The following is a 16162-nucleotide window of genomic DNA, read 5'->3' on the forward strand; positions in this document are numbered from 1 at the left end:
CCCGCTGCGTACCCCATGCCGTGCAGCGACGCAGCAGGGCGCTGCAACACATTTGTGAACGTGGGGAGTTGACGATGAAGACCTCGTGGCGGAGCGCCTCGCTCGCGGTGGGCGCCGTGGCCGTACTGGCGCTGACGACGGCGTGCGGGCAGGGCGACGGTGGTGCCAAGGCGGCCGCCCAGAACGTCGGTGCCACGGCCCCGGTCGGTGGCTACAGCACCGCCGGCGGCGGTTACGGCGTCGGCAACGGCTCCTCCGGCCAGAGCTCCGCACCGCAGGCCCGGCCGGCCCCCGCGGGCAAGCTGTCCGTCACCGACAACGCCGAACTGGGCAAGGTGCTCACCGACGGCTCCGGGCTCACCCTGTACCGCTTCGACGCGGACACCGCCGATCCGTCCAAGTCGACCTGCGACGGCGACTGCGCCAAGGTGTGGCCGCCGGTACCCGCGGACGACGTCATCGCCGGTACCGGCATCGAGCCGTCCGAGCTGGGCGAGGTCACCCGCGCCGACGGCACCAAGCAGCTCACCATCGGCGGCTGGCCGGCGTACCGCTACGCCAAGGACGTCAAGGCGGGCGAGGTCAAGGGCCAAGGCCTCAAGGGCAAGTGGTTCGCGCTCGCTCCCGACGGCAAGAAGGCGAAAGCATCCGATCTGCCCGGACTGTCCGTCCGCAAGGACCCCAACCTCGGTGACATCGTCGTCGACCGCAACGGCATGACCGTCTACCGCTTCCTGAAGGACCAGGCCTGGCCCAAGCCGGTCTCCGCCTGCACCGGCGCCTGTCTGCAGAAGTGGCCGGCCGTCGAACCCGTCGCCGCCGGCGACACCAAGGACGTGAAGAAGAAGGGCCTGATGAGCTTCACCCGGCCCGACGGCGTCAAGCAGCAGACGGTCAACTGCTGGCCCGTCTACACCTTCTCCGGTGACAAGACCCCCGGGGACATCAACGGTCAGGGCGTCGGCGGCACCTGGTACGCCGTCGCACCCGACGGAAAGCCGGTCGGCGCGCCGAAGAAGTGACGGATCACACCTCCCAGGGTGTCCGCCCCCCCGCCCGGGTGGCGCGCACGGCCGACGGACCGCCCCCTCCGCACCGCACGGAGGGGGCGGTTCGCTGCACGGAGGGGGCGGTTCGCTGTGTGCGCCGCCCTGTACTCTGCGCAGCACCCCGGACACGTGCGGTAGTAACGTGGCGCGGCCCCGCACACGCACGTGCCGCAGGCAGTGACCGGGAACGGACGGTCAATTTCCGGTTCTGCTCGCTACTTGACCCGACGATCAGTAGCCTCTGCTCGAACACCGGATCGCCTACGCCTTGGAGAGATGGATGGAGCGTCCCGCTTGGGCCCCCCGAAGCATCGACATCTCGGTGCCGAGCGTCTCGCGCATCTACGACTACTACCTGGGCGGTTCGCACAACTTCGAGGTGGACCGGGAAGCCGCCCGCAGGGCCATGGAGTTCCTGCCGGGGCTGCCCAAGGTCATGCAGGCGAACCGGGCGTTCATGCGCCGGGCCGTGCGCTTCGCGGCCGACGAGGGCATCACCCAGTTCCTCGACATCGGCTCCGGCATCCCCACCTTCGGCAACGTCCACGAGATCGCCCAGAGCGCCCGCCCCGGCGCGCGCGTCGTCTACGTCGACCACGACCCGGTGGCGGTGGCGCACAGCCAAGCGGTGCTGGAGGGCAACGAGAACGCCGACGTCGTCGCGGCGGATCTGCTCAAGCCCCACGAGATCCTGGCCAGTGAGCAGGTGGAGCGGCTGATCGACCTGAAGCGGCCGGTGGCGCTGCTCCTCGTTGCCATACTGCACTTCGTGGAGGACGAGGACGACCCGTACGCCGCAGTGGCCGAACTGCGCGACGCGCTCGCGCCCGGCAGCCTGCTGGCGCTCACGCATGCCTCGTACGAGGGAATCCCGGTGCCTCCCGAGCGGGCAGGGGGTGCGGTGGACGTGTACCAGGACATTCGCCACCCGTTGGTCATGCGCTCGCCTGACGAGATCGCGCGGTTCTTCGAGGGGTACGAGATGGTGGAGCCGGGGCTGGTGCCGATGCCGCTGTGGCGGCCCGAGACGGCGCCGGAGGACGAGGACCCGTTCGCCTTCTCCGGCTTCGCGGGCGTGGGGCGTACGGCGTGAGCGCGGAACCGGACGGGCCGGAGGACAGACTGCGCCGGTTCGCCACGATCTGGGCCCGGGCGGTGTTCCCGCTGACCTCCACCTCGGCGACCCGGCCGGAGTTCGAGGCGCACCTGCTTCCCCTGGCCCGGCGGCTCAGCGAGGCACTGCACGCGCAGGCCACGGTCACCGAGGAGGGCCGGGCGATCGGCGCCGCGCTGGTCGCCGCGCACTGCACCGACCCGGAGGCGCTCAACCGCACCCTGGACTGCGTGGACGCCTACCTCGTGCTCTACTGCGGCGGCGACGGCGATCCGGAGGAGCTGCGCACCCGCTGCTCCCGGCTCCAGCACGCCATGGCCGCCGGCTACGCGCAGGCGCTGCGCGAACGCACCCTGGGCGAGCAGGAGGCCATCGCGCAGGCGGCGTTGCAGGCGCAGGGCGTGGTGGCGCAGGCGCTGCACGCCAGCGAGGCCCGCTTCCGTGCGGTGTTCGAGGGTGCCGCCATAGGAATCGGCATCGCCGACCTCGACGGCACCATACTGCAGGTCAACGGCGCGCTGGTGCGCATGTTCGGCGGCATCGAGCAGGCGGTGCGCGGCCGCAACGTCAAGGAGTGGACGCACGCCGAGGACGCCCCGCAGGTGTGGCGCCTGTACGACGAGCTGGTACGCGGCGAACGCGAGCACTACCACGTGGAGAAGGCGTTCTACCGCCCCGACGGAACGGTCCTGTGGACCAACCTGACGGTCTCCCTGCTGCGCGACGCCGACGGCGAGCCGCAGTACCAGCTGGCGTTGATGGAGGACACCACCGAGCGGCGCCTGCTCAACCTGCGGCTGCGCTACGAGGCCACGCACGACGCGCTGACCGGTCTGCCCAACCGCACGCTGTTCTTCGAGCGGCTGGAGAAGGTCCTCGCCCAGCGCGGGGGACAGCGCTTCGGCCTGTGCTACCTGGACCTCGACGGCTTCAAGACCATCAACGACAGCCTCGGACACGCGGCCGGCGACCGGCTGCTCGTCGAGGTCGCCGACCGGCTGCAGTCCTGCGCGACCGCGCCCGGCGAGATGGTGGCCCGGCTCGGCGGCGACGAGTTCGTCGCGCTGACCACCGGACCCGACAGCCGGCGCGAGGTCGACGAACTCGCCGCGCGCATCATGAACGCCCTCCTCGCGCCCGTACGCATCGACGGCCGCGAGCTGACGGTGCGCGGCAGCATCGGCATCGTCGAGGGCGCCGCCGGTGAGCGCAGCGCGGCGGAGGTGCTGCGCAGCGCCGACATCACCATGTACCGGGCGAAATCGGCCGGCGGCAACCGCTTCGAACTCGCCGACCCGGAGGCCGACGCCCGCGCCATCACCCGGCACGGGCTGACCACGGCGCTGCCGGCCGCCCTGGAGCGCGGCGAGTTCTTCATCGAGTACCAGCCGCTGGTGCACCTCGGCGACGGCAGCGTACGCGGCGCGGAGGCGCTGGTGCGCTGGCTGCACCCGCAGCACGGAGTGCTCGGCCCCGACCGGTTCATCCCGCTCGCCGAGCACACGGGGCTCATCGTGCCGCTGGGCCGGTGGGTGCTGGACCAGGCGGTGCGCCAGGCGCGCCAGTGGCGTGAACGCAACGCCGGGGCGGGCCCGCTGCGCATCAACGTCAACCTCTCGCCGTGCCAGCTCACCCATCCCGGGCTGGTGCAGGACACCGTGGACATCCTGGAGCGCGCGGGCGTGGAACCGGACGCGCTGTGCCTGGAGGTGACCGAGTCGGCCCTGATCGGCGCCGACGACGACCTGCTCAAACCGCTGCGCCGGCTGGCCGAGATGGGCATCGACATCGCCCTGGACGACTTCGGCACGGGCTACTCGAACCTGGCGAACCTGCGCCGGCTGCCGGTGTCCGTCCTGAAGCTGGACCGGTCCTTCACGCAGGGCATGCAGCAGTTCCCGGCCGACCCCGTCGACCTGAAGATCGTCGAGGGAATCGTCTCGCTCGCCCACAGCCTCGACCTCGCGGTCACCGTCGAGGGCGTGGAGACCGGCGCCCAGGCCGAACAGCTGCGGATACTGGGCTGCGACACCGCCCAGGGCTGGTACTACGCCCGCCCCGGCCCACCGGAACGGCTGCACGAATTGGCCCTGGCGGACGCGAGGGGCTGAACCGATGCGGATACGGCGGCTGGACCTCGGGTACTTCGTGCGCCCGGCCCCGGAGACCGGTGGGGCGCATCCGCGCGTCGAGCCCGTCCTGGCCTACCTCGTGAGTCACGAGCGGGGCCCGATCCTGTTCGACACCGGGATCGGAGCGGCGAGCCCGGAGACGGAGGCCCACTACCGGCCCCGTCGCCGAGGGCTGCGCGAGGCCCTGGCGGCGGCCAGGGTGGCCCCCGAGGACATCACCCTCGTCGTCAACTGCCACCTCCACTTCGACCACTGCGGCGGCAACCCGCTCTTCCCGGGCACGCCCGTCGTGGTCCAGGACGTGGAGCTGGTCACGGCCCGCGCCGGGGGCTACACCTTCGACGAGCTGATCGACTTCCCCGGCGTGACGTACGAGGAGCTGAAAGGCGAGGCGGAGATCCGCCCGGGCGTGTGGATCGTCCCGACGCCCGGGCACACCGAGGGCCACCAGTCGCTGGTGGTGCGCCTGAGCGACGGCACGGTCGTGCTCGCCGGGCAGGCCCACGACTTCGCCTCCGACTTCGCCGCGGACCACCTGGCCCGCGAGGCGGCCCGCGACGGCGCCGCACCACCCCTGCCCCCGTACCGGCCCTGGCTGGACCGCCTGGCCGCCTTCGACCCCCGCCGCGTCCTCTTCGCGCACGACGCCTCGGTGTGGGAGCCGCCCCAGGGCCCCTGACGCTCCGGGCCACCCTGCACGGCACCAGCCGGCCCGGCCCGCCGCGCCCCGCAGGGGCGCAAAGGGGCGCGGGGAAACTGCGCGAGCAACCACAACGAACCCGCGGACGCCGAGCCGGCCGAAGCTCAACGGCGCTGATGCGAAGCCCGCCCCGGCTTCACCGCTCAAGAAGCATCCGCTGCAACTCCCGCGCAGCCCGAGGCGGAGCCACATCGCTGCGATGGGCGAGCGCGATCGTCCGATGCAACCCCGGCCGGGCCAACGCAGTGACCCGCAGGCCGCGCCCCGACCGCGCCGCCACCATACGGGGCACGACGGCCACCCCGAGCCCCGCCCGCACGAACCCCAGCACCGCGTCCATCTCACCGCCCTCCACCGCGAAGTCCGGCTCGAACCCGGCGGAACGACAGGCCGCCACCGTCAGCTCCCGCAAGTCGTACCCGTGCCGGAACATCACCAGACGCTCGCCCTCCAGGTCGGCGATCCGCACCGCCCGCCGCCCGCCGCCCGGCGTCGGCGCCTCCGGTGAGGACACCACGACCAGGTCCTCGCGCAGCAGCTCCACCGTGGTCAGGGCCGGCGACGGCGTCGGCAGGGGCAGCACCACCAGCGCCAGGTCCAGCGCGCCGCGGGCCAGCTCCCGTACCAGGTCGTGCGAGCCGCTCTCCTCGATCAGCAGCTGGATGCCCGGGTAGCGGTCGTGGAAGGCCCGCAGCACGTCCGGCAGCAGGCCCGTGCACAGACTGGGCGTGGCGCCGAGCCGCACCCGGCCCCGCCGCAGCTGCGCCAGCTCCTGCACCTCGTGGCGCGCGGTGTCGGCGTCGGCCAGGATCCGCCGCGCGAGCGGCAGCAGGGTCTCCCCGGCGTCGGTCAGCGTGATGTTGCCGCGCGCCCGCTGGAACAGATCGGCGCCCAGCTCCCGCTCCAGCGCCTTGATCTGCTGGGACAGCGACGGCTGGGCGACATGGACCTGCTCGGCGGCCCGCGTGAAGTGGCGGGTCTCGGCGACGGCGACGAAGTACTGGAGCTGCTGGAACTGCATCCAGCCAGCATAGGCTCCGCCTATCGAATCAAGCTGGACCATGTCTTGGACCGATCGCCCTCCCAGCCCCTAGCGTGCTGAGACATGGCTCTGGCAACGCGGACGGACCGACGGCCGTCCATGGCACGCACCGTGTGGGACTCCACCGTCGGCAAGAAGACGGTCATGGCCGTCAGCGGCGTGATCATGCTGCTGTACCTGGTCGCCCATGTGATCGGCAATCTGAAGATCTTCTTCGGCGCCGGGGAGTTCAACCACTACGCGCGCTGGCTGCGCACCGTCGGCGAGCCCTTCATGCACTACGAGTGGACGCTGTGGCTGGTCCGCGTCGTCCTGATCGCCGCGGTCGTCGCGCACGCCGTCTCCGCGTACCAGCTCAGCCGCCGCGACATCAGGGCGCGGCCCAGCAAGTACGTGCACTCCAAGCCGCGGGCGAGCTACGCGACGCGCACCATGCGCTGGGGCGGGATCATCCTCGGCCTGTTCATCGTCTGGCACATCCTGGACCTGACCACCGGCACCGTGCACTCCGGCGGTTTCCAGGAGGGCCACCAGTACCAGAACGTCGTGGACACCTTCTCCACCTGGTACGGCAACGTGATCTACATCGTCGCGATGCTCGCCCTCGGCCTGCACATCCGGCACGGCTTCTTCAGCGCCGCCCAGACCCTCGGCGCCGGCAGCCGCACCCGCAACCGGACCCTCAAGACCGTCGCGAACATCCTCGCGCTGCTGCTCACGGCCGGTTTCATCGCCGTCCCCGTGGGCGTCATGACCGGAGTGGTGAGCTGACATGACCTCCTACGTCGACTACACGCCCGGCGAACCGATCGCCGACACCAAGGCCCCCGCCGGCCCGATCCACGAGCGCTGGGACACGCGCCGCTTCGAGGCCAAGCTGGTCAACCCCGCCAACCGGCGCAAGCACACGGTGATCGTCGTCGGCACCGGGCTCGCGGGCGGCTCGGCGGGCGCCACCCTCGCCGAACAGGGCTACCACGTCGTCCAGTTCTGCTACCAGGACTCCCCGCGCCGCGCCCACTCCATCGCCGCGCAAGGAGGCATCAACGCGGCGAAGAACTACCGCAACGACGGCGACTCCGTCCACCGGCTGTTCTACGACACCGTCAAGGGCGGCGACTTCCGGGCGCGCGAGTCGAACGTGCACCGGCTCGCGCAGATCTCCGTCGAGATCATCGACCAGTGCGTGGCCCAGGGCGTGCCCTTCGCCCGCGAGTACGGCGGCCTGCTCGACACCCGCTCCTTCGGCGGCGTCCAGGTCTCCCGCACCTTCTACGCCCGCGGGCAGACGGGCCAGCAGCTGCTGCTCGGCGCCTACCAGGCCCTCAGCCGGCAGATCGCCGCGGGCAACGTGGAGATGCACGCGCGCACCGAGATGCTCGACCTGATCGTCGTCGACGGCCGGGCCCGAGGCATCGTGGCGCGCGATCTGATCACCGGGAAGATCTCGACGTACTTCGCCGACGCGGTCGTTCTCGCCTCCGGCGGCTACGGCAACGTCTTCTACCTGTCGACCAACGCGATGAACTCCAACGCGACCGCGGTCTGGCGGGCGCACCGGCGCGGAGCCTACTTCGCCAACCCGTGCTTCACCCAGATCCACCCCACCTGCATCCCGCGCACCGGCGACCACCAGTCGAAGCTGACGCTGATGAGCGAGTCGCTGCGCAACGACGGCCGGATCTGGGTGCCCAAGGCCAAGGGCGACACCCGTGCGCCGAACGCGATCCCCGAGGACGAGCGCGACTACTACCTGGAGCGCATCTACCCCTCCTTCGGCAACCTCGTCCCGCGCGACATCGCCTCCCGCGCCGCGAAGAACGTCTGCGACGAGGGCCGCGGTGTCGGCCCCGGCGGGCAGGGCGTCTACCTGGACTTCGCGGACGCCATCAAGCGCATGGGCCGCAAGGCGGTCGAGGCCAGGTACGGCAACCTCTTCGACATGTACCAGCGGATCACCGACGAGGATCCGTACCAGGTGCCGATGCGGATCTACCCGGCCGTGCACTACACGATGGGCGGCCTGTGGGTCGACTACGACCTGCAGACCACGATCCCGGGCCTGTTCGCGATCGGCGAGGCGAACTTCTCCGACCACGGCGCCAACCGGCTCGGTGCGTCCGCGCTGATGCAGGGCCTGGCCGACGGCTACTTCGTGCTGCCGGCGACGATCAACGACTACCTCGCGCGCAACCCGCTGGGGGACACGGTCACCGACGAGCACCCGGTCGTCCAGGAGGTCCTGGCCGAGACCGAGGACCGGCTGAACCTGCTGCTGTCCGTCGACGGTGACCGCACCCCGGACTCCTTCCACCGCGAACTCGGCGAACTGATGTGGGAGTTCTGCGGCATGGCCCGCACCGACGCGGGCCTGCGCAAGGCGCTCGAGCGGATCCCGGAGATCCGCGAGGAGTTCTGGCGCCGCATCAAGGTGCCCGGCAGTGGCGAGGAGCTCAACCAGTCCCTGGAGAAGGCGAACCGCATCGTCGACTACCTGGAACTGGCCGAGCTGATGTGCCTCGACGCGCTGCACCGCGCCGAGTCCTGCGGCGGCCACTTCCGCGAGGAGTCCCAGACCTCCGACGGCGAGGCCGCCCGCCGGGACGACGAGTTCTCCTACGCGGCGGCCTGGCAGTTCACCGGCACCGGCGAGGCTCCCGTCCTGCACAAGGAAGACCTGGTCTTCGAGTACGTCCACCCCACCCAGCGGAGCTACGCATGAAGCTCACCCTGCGCGTCTGGCGGCAGAAGAACGCCGACGCCGACGGCGCCATGTCCACCTACGAGGTGGACGGCGTCTCGCCCGACATGTCCTTCCTGGAGATGCTGGACGTCCTCAACGAACAGCTCATCCTCTCCGGTGAGGACCCGGTCGCCTTCGACCACGACTGCCGCGAGGGCATCTGCGGCGCGTGCTCGCTCGTCATCAACGGCGACGCGCACGGCCCGGAGCGCACCACCACCTGCCAGTTGCACATGCGGTCCTTCCGGGACGGCGACACGATCGACATCGAGCCGTGGCGGGCGGCGGCGTTCCCGGTAGTGAAGGATCTGGTCGTCGACCGCTCGGCCTTCGACCGGATCATCCAGGCCGGCGGCTACATCACCGCCCCGACCGGATCCGCACCGGAGGCGCACGCGACCCCTGTCCCGAAGGCCGACGCGGACTACGCCTTCGAGCACGCCGAGTGCATCGGCTGCGGCGCCTGCGTGGCCGCCTGCCCCAACGGCGCGGCCATGCTGTTCACTTCAGCGAAGGTGAACCACCTGGGAGTCCTCCCGCAGGGCTCGCCCGAGCGCGAGACCCGCGTCCTGGACATGGTGGCCCAGATGGACGCCGAGGGCTTCGGCGGCTGCACTCTGGCCGGCGAGTGCGCCACCGCCTGCCCCAAGGGCATCCCGCTCACCTCCATCACCCACATGAACAAGGAGTGGCTGCGCGCGACCCGCAAGGTCGCCAGGCGCTGACAGACGTTCGCCGTCAGGCGCGAACGGGCGGGACCGGGGGCTGGTGCTCTCCCCGGTCCCGTCTCGCTTCGGTGCCTGGCATTCAACAGCTCCACATCCTCGCTCCTGGCTGCGGTCACGTCCACGCCAACCGGCGTCGGAAGAAACGAGGGGTACCGCCCCCTCGCCCTTCCGGCCGTACCAGGAGTCAGCCATGACCGGCGTTTCCACGCTCGACCGTCCGCCGCGGCCCGCCGCGCCCACCCGTTACACCGTCTCCCTCACCCGGGACGAGGCCGAGGTGCGGGCCGCGCAGCGGCTGCGGCACGACGTCTTCGCCGGGGAGACGGGCGCCCTGCTGACCACCCCGCAGCCCGGCCACGACATCGACGCCTTCGACGCGTACTGCGACCACCTGCTGGTGCGCGAGGAGACCAGCGGGCAGGTCGTCGGCACCTATCGGCTGCTGCCGCCCGAGCGGGCCGCCGCCGCCGGACAGCTCTACTCCGAGGGCGAGTTCGACCTCGGCGCGCTCGACGCGATCCGCCCCGGCCTCGTCGAGGTGGGCCGTTCCTGCGTCCACCCCGACCACCGTGACGGCGCCGTCATCGGCCTCATCTGGGCCGGCATCGCCCGCTACATGGCCGACCGCGGCCACGAGTGGCTGGCCGGCTGCTGCTCCCTGCCGCTCGCCGACGGCGGCGCCCTCGCCGCCGCCACCTGGGACCGGGTACGGGCCAAGCACCTCGCCCCCGAGGAGTACCGGGTGCGCCCGCTGCTGCCGTGGACCCCGCGCACGGCCGGCACGCCGGCACCCCGCGCCGAGCTGCCCGCCCTGCTTCGCGGCTATCTGCGCCTGGGCGCCTGGGTGTGCGGCGAGCCCGCCCACGACCCGGACTTCGGGGTGGCGGACCTGTACGTGCTGCTGCCGATGCGCCGCGTCGACCCGCGCTATCTGCGGCACTTCCTCTCCCTCGTCCCGGCCTGATGAGCGTCTGGCTGCCCAGCGCCCCCTGCACCCCCGGGACGTGCGTGGAGGCGAGGGCGCGCATCAGTGCCGTACCGCGCGCGGTGTTCAGGCTGGCCGGGCTGGTCGCCGTGCTGCTCGTCGGGATCGCGCTGGCCCCGCTCGGCGCGCGGATCCCGGCGCCGGCCGTGCGGATCTGGTGCCGGTGCGTCGTACGGGCGGCCGGCGTGCGGGTGCGGATCACCGGCACCGCCGCCGCGCCCACCGGGGGCCTGCTCCTGGTCGCCAACCACATCTCCTGGCTGGACGTCCCGCTGCTGGCCGCCGTCCGCCCGGCCCGCATGCTCGCCAAGTCCGAGATACGAGGCTGGCCGGTCGCCGGGGCGCTGGCAGCGCGTGGCGGCGTCCTGTTCATCGACCGGGACCGGCTGCGCGCCCTGCCCGGCACGGTCGCCCGGATCGCCGGCACGCTGCGCGCCGGGCAGGCCGTCGCCGTCTTCCCCGAGGGCAGCACCTGGTGCGGCCGCGCCCAGGGCCGCTTCCGCCGCGCCGCGTTCCAGGCCGCGCTCGACGCCGGTGTCCCCGTCCAGCCGGTGCACCTGCGCTACTACCGGCACACCGGGGGAGCGGCCTCGACAGCCCCTGCCTTCGTCGGCGAGGACTGCCTGCTCAGCTCCGTGTGGCGGGTGGTGTCCTCGCGCGGGCTGGTGGCCGAGGCCGAGGTCCGCGCCCCGATCCCACCGGGCCGGCACCCGGACCGCCGCGCCCTCGCCCAGGCCGCGCAGCCCGCTCCGCCCACGGGCGCGCACCTGCCCGGCCTCACCCCGACACGCCTGCCCGCACCCCGACGCCCCGCACTCCTCCCCGCGGACGTCGCCTAGCGCCCCAGCGTCCGCGCCAGATACGGCGCCGTCGCGCTGCCCTCCGCACGGGCCACGTGCCCCGGGGTGCCCGCCGCCACGATGCGGCCGCCCGCGTCGCCGCCGCCGGGGCCCAGATCGATCACCCAGTCGGCGGCCGCGACCACCGTCATGTCGTGCTCGACGACCACCACCGTGTGTCCGGCGTCCACCAGGCCGTGCAACTGGCGCATCAGCACCTCCACGTCGGCCGGGTGCAGGCCGGTCGTCGGTTCGTCCAGCAGATACAGGGTGTGGCCGCGGCGGCCGCGCTGCAGCTCGCTCGCCAGCTTGATGCGCTGCGCCTCACCGCCCGACAGCTCCGTCGCCGGCTGGCCGAGGCGGAGATAGCCGAGACCCACGTCGAGCAGCGTGCCCAGGCTGCGCGCGGCGGCCGGAGTGTCCGCGAAGAACTCCGCCGCGGCCTCCACCGTCAGATCCAGCACCTCGGCGATCGTCCGCCCCCGGTAGGTCACCTGGAGCGTCTCGGGGTTGTAGCGGGCCCCCGCGCAGTCCGGGCACGGCGCGTAGGTGCTGGGCAGGAACAGCAGCTCCACGCTGACGAAGCCCTCGCCCTGGCAGGTCTCGCACCGCCCACCGGGCACGTTGAAGGAGAACCGGCCCACCCCGTAACCCCGGGCCCGCGCCTCGTCCGTGGCCGCGAACACCTTCCGCACCACGTCGAACAGGCCCGTGTACGTCGCCAGGTTGGAGCGCGGGGTCCGGCCGATCGGCCGCTGGTCCACCGATACCAGCCGCCCCACGCCCGGCAGGTCCTCGGTGATCTCGCCCACCAGCGTCGACTTGCCGGACCCCGACACCCCGGTGACGGCCGTGAACACGCCGAGCGGGAACGAGGCGGTCACCTGCCGCAGGTTGTGCCGGGTGACCGGACCGACCGTCAGCTGCCCGCGCCGGGCACGCACCTCACGCACCGGCGCGGGGGAGTCGTCGAAGAGATAGCGCGCCGTCGCCGACTCCGCCACCCCCGCCAGCTCGGCGACCGGCCCGCTGTGCAGCACCCGCCCGCCGTGCTCCCCGGCCCGCGGGCCGACGTCCACCAGCCAGTCGGCGCCGCGCACCACGTCCAGGTGGTGCTCGACCACGAACACCGAGTTCCCGGCCCTCTTCAGTCGCGCCAGCACCGTCAGCAGCGCCTCGGTGTCCGCCGGGTGCAGCCCCGCCGACGGCTCGTCGAGGACGTACACCACCCCGAACAGCCCGGAGCGCAGCTGCGTCGCGAGCCGCAGCCGCTGGAGCTCGCCCGCCGAGAGGGTCGGTGTGGCCCGGTCCAGGCTGAGATAGCCCAGGCCCAGCTCGAGGACCGGCGCGATCCGTGACTTCAGGTCCTCGGTGAGCACGCGGGCCGTCTCGCCGTCGGCGGTCAGCGTGTCCGCCAGTTCCGCCAGCGGCAGCGCCGCCAGCTCGGCGATCGTGCGGCCCGCGAAGGTCACCGCCAGCGCCTCCGGCCGCAGCCGGCTGCCCCCGCAGGCCGGACAGGGCGCGCTGGTCAGGAAGCGTTCCGCCTTCGCCCGCAGCGTCTGGCTCCTGGAGTCCGCGAACGTCTTGAGCACATAACGCCGGGCGCTCATGTACGTCCCCTGGTAGGGCCGTTGGATACGGCCGGCGTCCCGCACCGGATGCACGGTCACCACGGGCTGCTCGTCCGTGAACAGGATCCACTCCCGCTGCTCGACGGGCAGTTCGCGCCAGGGCCGGTCCACGTCGTAGCCGAGCGCGTCGAGGACGTCCCGCAGGTTCTTGCCTTGCCAGGCGCCCGGCCAGGCGGCGATCGCGCCGTCCCGGATCGACAGCGAGGCATCCGGCACCAGCAACTCCTCGCTGGTGTCGTGCACCTGGCCGAGGCCGTGGCAGGCGGGGCAGGCGCCGGCCGCCGTGTTCGGCGAGAACGCGTCGGAGTCGAGGCGCTCGGCGCCCGGCGGATAGGCGCCGGCCCTCGAGAACAGCATCCGCAGCGAGTTGGACAGGTTCGTCACCGTGCCCACCGAGGAACGCGAGGTCGGCGCCGAGCGGCGCTGCTCCAGCGACACCGCGGGCGGCAGCCCGGTGATCTCACCGACCTTCGGCGCGCCCACCTGGTGGATCAGCCGCCGCGCGTACGGCGCCACCGACTCGAAGTACCGGCGCTGCGCCTCGGCGTAGATCGTGCCGAACGCCAGCGACGACTTGCCCGACCCGGACACGCCGGTGAAGACCGCCACCGCGTCGCGCGGGATGTCGACGTCCACGCCCTGGAGGTTGTGCTCACGGGCGCCGCGCACCCGGACGTACGGGTCGTGGGGGCTGTGCATGGCGGTGACTCCGTACGGCTGCTGGGGGACAAACCCCGCGATTCTATGCGAACAGCGTGGCCAGCCGGCGGTAGGAGTCCAGCAGCGCCGCACGGTCGTAGGTGCTCGTGGTGACGAGCACCTCCTGCGCGTCCATCTCCTTCAGCAGCGTCTCCAGCTCCGCGGCGACCTGCTCCTCGGTGCCCGCGATGTGCCCGGTGAGCCCCGACTCGTAGAAGCCGCGCTCCTTCGCCGTCATGGCGCGGGTCCCCACCGTCTCGGCGGGCGGCAGCGGCGGGAAGGCGCCGTGGGTGCGGGAGTACGCCATCGACCAGGCCTCGGGCAGGAGCAGCCGTCGGGCGTCCGCCGCGGTGCCGGCCACCGCGATCGTGCCGGAGATCACCACGTACGGCTCGCTCGCCCACGGCGAGGGCCGAAAGGCCTCCCGGTAGGCGTCGATGCCGCGCCGCATCTTCTCCCGGCCTCGCAGGTCGCCGATCACCATGGGCAGGCCGAGCCGGGCGGCGATCAGGGCGCCCTCTCCCATGGCCAGCACGAACGGCGGCACGCTGAGCCCCTCCGCGGGCCGTGCGTGCACCCCGGTCGGGGAGGTGCCACCGAACCAGCCGAGCAGTTCGACGATCTGCGCCGCGAAGTCCTCGGCGTCGTTCTTGTCACGGCCCAGCGCCCTGCGCACCCCGTCGGTGAAGCCGACCGACCGTCCGAGCCCCATGTCGATCCGGCCGGGGAAGAGGGACTCCAGCACCCCGAACTGCTCCGCGACGATCAGCGGTTGGTGGTTGGGCAGCATCACCCCGCCCGTGCCGACCCGGATCCGCTCGGTCGCCCCGGCCACCGCGGCGGCCAGCACCGTCGGCGCCGAACCGGCCACGCCCGGCACGCCGTGGTGCTCCGACACCCAGAAGCGGTGGTAGCCGAGCCGCTCCGCCTCCCGCGCGAGGCGCACGGTGTCGCGCAGCGCCTCGCCCGCGGGGTGCCCTTCCCGGGTGCGGGAGCGGTCGAGGACGGAGAAACGGGTCCGGCTGATCAGCGCATTCACCTCCTGTTCAACACCCGCGGCCGCGAGGGATTCCCACCGTCACGGTGCGTCGGCGCGCGGACACGGCCGCGCGAACGGCTGATTCTTCATGACTCCTCCCGCCGCTGGGCGTTGCATCTGGTGCGGGCGAAAGACCGCACCTCTCTCCTGGGTTACCCGGAACACCCTGATCGCGGTGGCCGCCGCGTCCGGTGCGAGGCAAGGGCGGCCCCGGCGAGAACGGCTCGGGCAAGGGCGGCTCGTCGAACGCGGGCGGCGGCGCGTCGGCCGGTCGGTGTCTCCGACGCACGCGCGGCCGCAGGCTCCGCACCACGACACCGGCGCTGGTGCGCACCCCGGTCGAGGAGGTGGGCGCCGTGGGAGCCCTCACCGAGACCGGCACGGACGGCTTGCTCCTGGCCGCCCTGGCGAGCGGGGCGCTGCTGCTGGGCGGCGCCGCGCGGTACCGGCGTCACCGCCCGGGCCGGCAAGCACCGAGGCGCCCTATTTGCGTGCCCCGGGCCGCCGGATGACCTGCAACTCCAGCGTCACCGGCGGCGCGGCCACGCCGGGGCCGCCCGCGGCCGCCCAGTCGATGACCTCCTGCGTGCAGTCGTCGTCCGTCGCGAACCCCACCCACACGGCCCGCCCGCCGGCCCGGCGTCCCGCGGCCGACGGCTGGACGACGATGACGTTCGCCTGGTCGCAGGGGCCGAGACAGTCGGTCGTACGGACCTCGAAGCCGTGTTCCTCGGCCGCGGCGCGCAGCCGCTCCAGCTGCCAGACGTGATCGGTGCCGGGGTGCTTGCGGGCGTTGCCGCAGCAGCAGCCCCGGCACACCACGAGGGTGCAGGGCCGCTGCCGGGCGGCACCGACGAAGGACCTGCGGGGGGCGGGGACGGCGGCTCGGACGGGGGATCGCATGGGAGAAGCATGATCCATACGGCGGGGCTAGGGTGGACCGCGTGACTGTTACGTCCGGCACGTCCGCCTCCCGCGCGTCGCGTCGCCCGCTCGCCGTGTTCGATCTCGACAACACGCTCGCCGACACCGCGCACCGTCAGAGGTTCCTCGAGCGGCTGCCGAAGGACTGGGACGCCTTCTTCGCCGCCGCGCCCGCGGACCCGCCGCTCGCCCAGGGTGTCGCGCTGGCCGTGGAGAGCGCGCGGGAGTGCGAGGTCGTCTACCTCACCGGTCGGCCCGAGCGGTGCCGGGCCGACACGCTGGACTGGCTGGCCGCGCACGGGCTGCCCGAGGGGCGCGTGTACATGCGCGGCGACGACGACCGGCGGCCCGCCCGGCGCACCAAACTGCAGACGCTGCGCCGGCTCGCCCGCAGCCGCGAGGTCCGGGTGCTGGTGGACGACGACGAGCTGGTGTGCGACGACGCCGAGCGGGAGGGGTTCACCGTGCTGCGGGCGCGCTGGGCCACCCCCTCGACCGAGCTGAAGGTGGCGCAGGAGCGCGAGGGCCGTACCTGAG

General features: G+C 72.6%; 14 protein-coding genes. 10 read left to right on the forward strand and 4 right to left on the reverse strand.

Features of this window, described 5'->3' with window-relative positions; translation table 11 throughout:
• Positions 1-74 precede the first annotated feature (74 nt).
• The 4 genes from ACF1GV_RS28185 (at position 75) to ACF1GV_RS28200 (ending at position 4974) form a co-directional block, all read left to right on the forward strand.
• Complete coding sequence (locus tag ACF1GV_RS28185) at positions 75-1022, forward strand: SCO0930 family lipoprotein (protein ID WP_391685875.1); 948 nt, start codon at positions 75-77, stop codon at positions 1020-1022.
• 307 nt (positions 1023-1329) lie between these two features.
• Positions 1330-2142: an SAM-dependent methyltransferase gene (locus ACF1GV_RS28190; RefSeq protein WP_363263849.1), complete on the forward strand. Its 813-nt coding sequence runs from the start codon at positions 1330-1332 to the stop codon at positions 2140-2142.
• Positions 2139-4274 carry a putative bifunctional diguanylate cyclase/phosphodiesterase gene (locus ACF1GV_RS28195; RefSeq protein WP_391685877.1) on the forward strand — a complete coding sequence of 712 codons (2136 nt, stop codon included), beginning with the start codon at positions 2139-2141 and terminating at the stop codon, positions 4272-4274. Before ACF1GV_RS28190 ends, ACF1GV_RS28195 begins: the two co-directional genes overlap by 4 nt.
• A 4-nt stretch (positions 4275-4278) precedes the next feature.
• A complete protein-coding gene (locus ACF1GV_RS28200; RefSeq protein ID WP_391685879.1) occupies positions 4279-4974 on the forward strand; it encodes an N-acyl homoserine lactonase family protein in 696 nt (231 codons plus the stop codon).
• A gap of 157 nt (positions 4975-5131) precedes the next feature.
• On the opposite strand, the gene ACF1GV_RS28205 is transcribed toward ACF1GV_RS28200, so the two are convergent.
• Positions 5132-6016, reverse strand: coding sequence for a LysR family transcriptional regulator (locus ACF1GV_RS28205; protein WP_391685881.1), 885 nt, complete (start codon positions 6014-6016; stop codon positions 5132-5134).
• Between the two features lie 120 nt (positions 6017-6136).
• On the opposite strand from ACF1GV_RS28205, the gene ACF1GV_RS28210 reads away from it, so the two are divergent.
• The 5 genes from ACF1GV_RS28210 (at position 6137) to ACF1GV_RS28230 (ending at position 11332) form a co-directional block, all read left to right on the forward strand.
• Positions 6137-6808, forward strand: a complete 672-nt coding sequence (locus ACF1GV_RS28210) for a succinate dehydrogenase (protein ID WP_391685883.1) — start codon at positions 6137-6139, stop codon at positions 6806-6808.
• A 1-nt stretch (position 6809) separates the two neighbouring features.
• Positions 6810-8759, forward strand: coding sequence for a fumarate reductase/succinate dehydrogenase flavoprotein subunit (locus tag ACF1GV_RS28215; RefSeq protein WP_391685885.1), 1950 nt, complete (start codon positions 6810-6812; stop codon positions 8757-8759).
• On the forward strand, positions 8756-9505 hold the full coding sequence (locus ACF1GV_RS28220) for a succinate dehydrogenase/fumarate reductase iron-sulfur subunit (protein WP_391685887.1): 750 nt from the start codon (positions 8756-8758) through the stop codon (positions 9503-9505). Before ACF1GV_RS28215 ends, ACF1GV_RS28220 begins: the two co-directional genes overlap by 4 nt.
• Positions 9506-9698: 193 nt before the next feature.
• Positions 9699-10472, forward strand: a complete 774-nt coding sequence (locus ACF1GV_RS28225) for a GNAT family N-acetyltransferase (protein ID WP_391685888.1) — start codon at positions 9699-9701, stop codon at positions 10470-10472.
• Positions 10472-11332, forward strand: a complete 861-nt coding sequence (locus tag ACF1GV_RS28230; protein ID WP_391685890.1) for a lysophospholipid acyltransferase family protein — start codon at positions 10472-10474, stop codon at positions 11330-11332. Before ACF1GV_RS28225 ends, ACF1GV_RS28230 begins: the two co-directional genes overlap by 1 nt.
• Here ACF1GV_RS28230 and ACF1GV_RS28235 read toward each other — a convergent pair.
• The 3 genes from ACF1GV_RS28235 to ACF1GV_RS28245 form a co-directional block, all read right to left on the reverse strand.
• Positions 11329-13662 carry an ATP-binding cassette domain-containing protein gene (locus ACF1GV_RS28235; protein ID WP_391685892.1) on the reverse strand — a complete coding sequence of 778 codons (2334 nt, stop codon included), beginning with the start codon at positions 13660-13662 and terminating at the stop codon, positions 11329-11331. The two genes, ACF1GV_RS28230 and ACF1GV_RS28235, sit on opposite strands and share 4 nt — an antisense overlap.
• Positions 13663-13705: 43 nt before the next feature.
• The gene (locus tag ACF1GV_RS28240) at positions 13706-14692 is read right to left on the reverse strand and encodes an LLM class flavin-dependent oxidoreductase (protein ID WP_391686425.1); all 987 of its coding nucleotides are present in this window, start codon (positions 14690-14692) and stop codon (positions 13706-13708) included.
• A gap of 492 nt (positions 14693-15184) precedes the next feature.
• Positions 15185-15604, reverse strand: coding sequence for a (2Fe-2S) ferredoxin domain-containing protein (locus tag ACF1GV_RS28245; protein ID WP_391685894.1), 420 nt, complete (start codon positions 15602-15604; stop codon positions 15185-15187).
• A gap of 41 nt (positions 15605-15645) precedes the next feature.
• Here ACF1GV_RS28245 and ACF1GV_RS28250 point away from each other — a divergent pair, with 41 nt between their 5' ends.
• Positions 15646-16161 carry a hypothetical protein gene (locus ACF1GV_RS28250; RefSeq protein ID WP_391685896.1) on the forward strand — a complete coding sequence of 172 codons (516 nt, stop codon included), beginning with the start codon at positions 15646-15648 and terminating at the stop codon, positions 16159-16161.
• Position 16162: the final 1 nt, after the last annotated feature.

Origin of the sequence: Streptomyces sp. NPDC014006 (assembly GCF_043088925.1) — a bacterium.
Classification (GTDB): Bacteria; Actinomycetota; Actinomycetes; order Streptomycetales; family Streptomycetaceae; genus Streptomyces.

What these genes read in the sequence shown, in the direction of transcription:
- ACF1GV_RS28215 (WP_391685885.1), top strand. Translation starts at nt 6,810, where the DNA reads ATGACCTCCTACGTCGACTACACGCCCGGCGAACCGATCGCCGACACC.
- ACF1GV_RS28235 (WP_391685892.1), bottom strand. Translation starts at nt 13,662, where the DNA reads ATGCACAGCCCCCACGACCCGTACGTCCGGGTGCGCGGCGCCCGTGAG.
- ACF1GV_RS28210 (WP_391685883.1), top strand. Translation starts at nt 6,137, where the DNA reads ATGGCACGCACCGTGTGGGACTCCACCGTCGGCAAGAAGACGGTCATG.
- ACF1GV_RS28200 (WP_391685879.1), top strand. Translation starts at nt 4,279, where the DNA reads ATGCGGATACGGCGGCTGGACCTCGGGTACTTCGTGCGCCCGGCCCCG.
- ACF1GV_RS28230 (WP_391685890.1), top strand. Translation starts at nt 10,472, where the DNA reads ATGAGCGTCTGGCTGCCCAGCGCCCCCTGCACCCCCGGGACGTGCGTG.
- ACF1GV_RS28190 (WP_363263849.1), top strand. Translation starts at nt 1,330, where the DNA reads ATGGAGCGTCCCGCTTGGGCCCCCCGAAGCATCGACATCTCGGTGCCG.
- ACF1GV_RS28205 (WP_391685881.1), bottom strand. Translation starts at nt 6,016, where the DNA reads ATGCAGTTCCAGCAGCTCCAGTACTTCGTCGCCGTCGCCGAGACCCGC.
- ACF1GV_RS28245 (WP_391685894.1), bottom strand. Translation starts at nt 15,604, where the DNA reads ATGCGATCCCCCGTCCGAGCCGCCGTCCCCGCCCCCCGCAGGTCCTTC.
- ACF1GV_RS28225 (WP_391685888.1), top strand. Translation starts at nt 9,699, where the DNA reads ATGACCGGCGTTTCCACGCTCGACCGTCCGCCGCGGCCCGCCGCGCCC.
- ACF1GV_RS28185 (WP_391685875.1), top strand. Translation starts at nt 75, where the DNA reads ATGAAGACCTCGTGGCGGAGCGCCTCGCTCGCGGTGGGCGCCGTGGCC.
- ACF1GV_RS28220 (WP_391685887.1), top strand. Translation starts at nt 8,756, where the DNA reads ATGAAGCTCACCCTGCGCGTCTGGCGGCAGAAGAACGCCGACGCCGAC.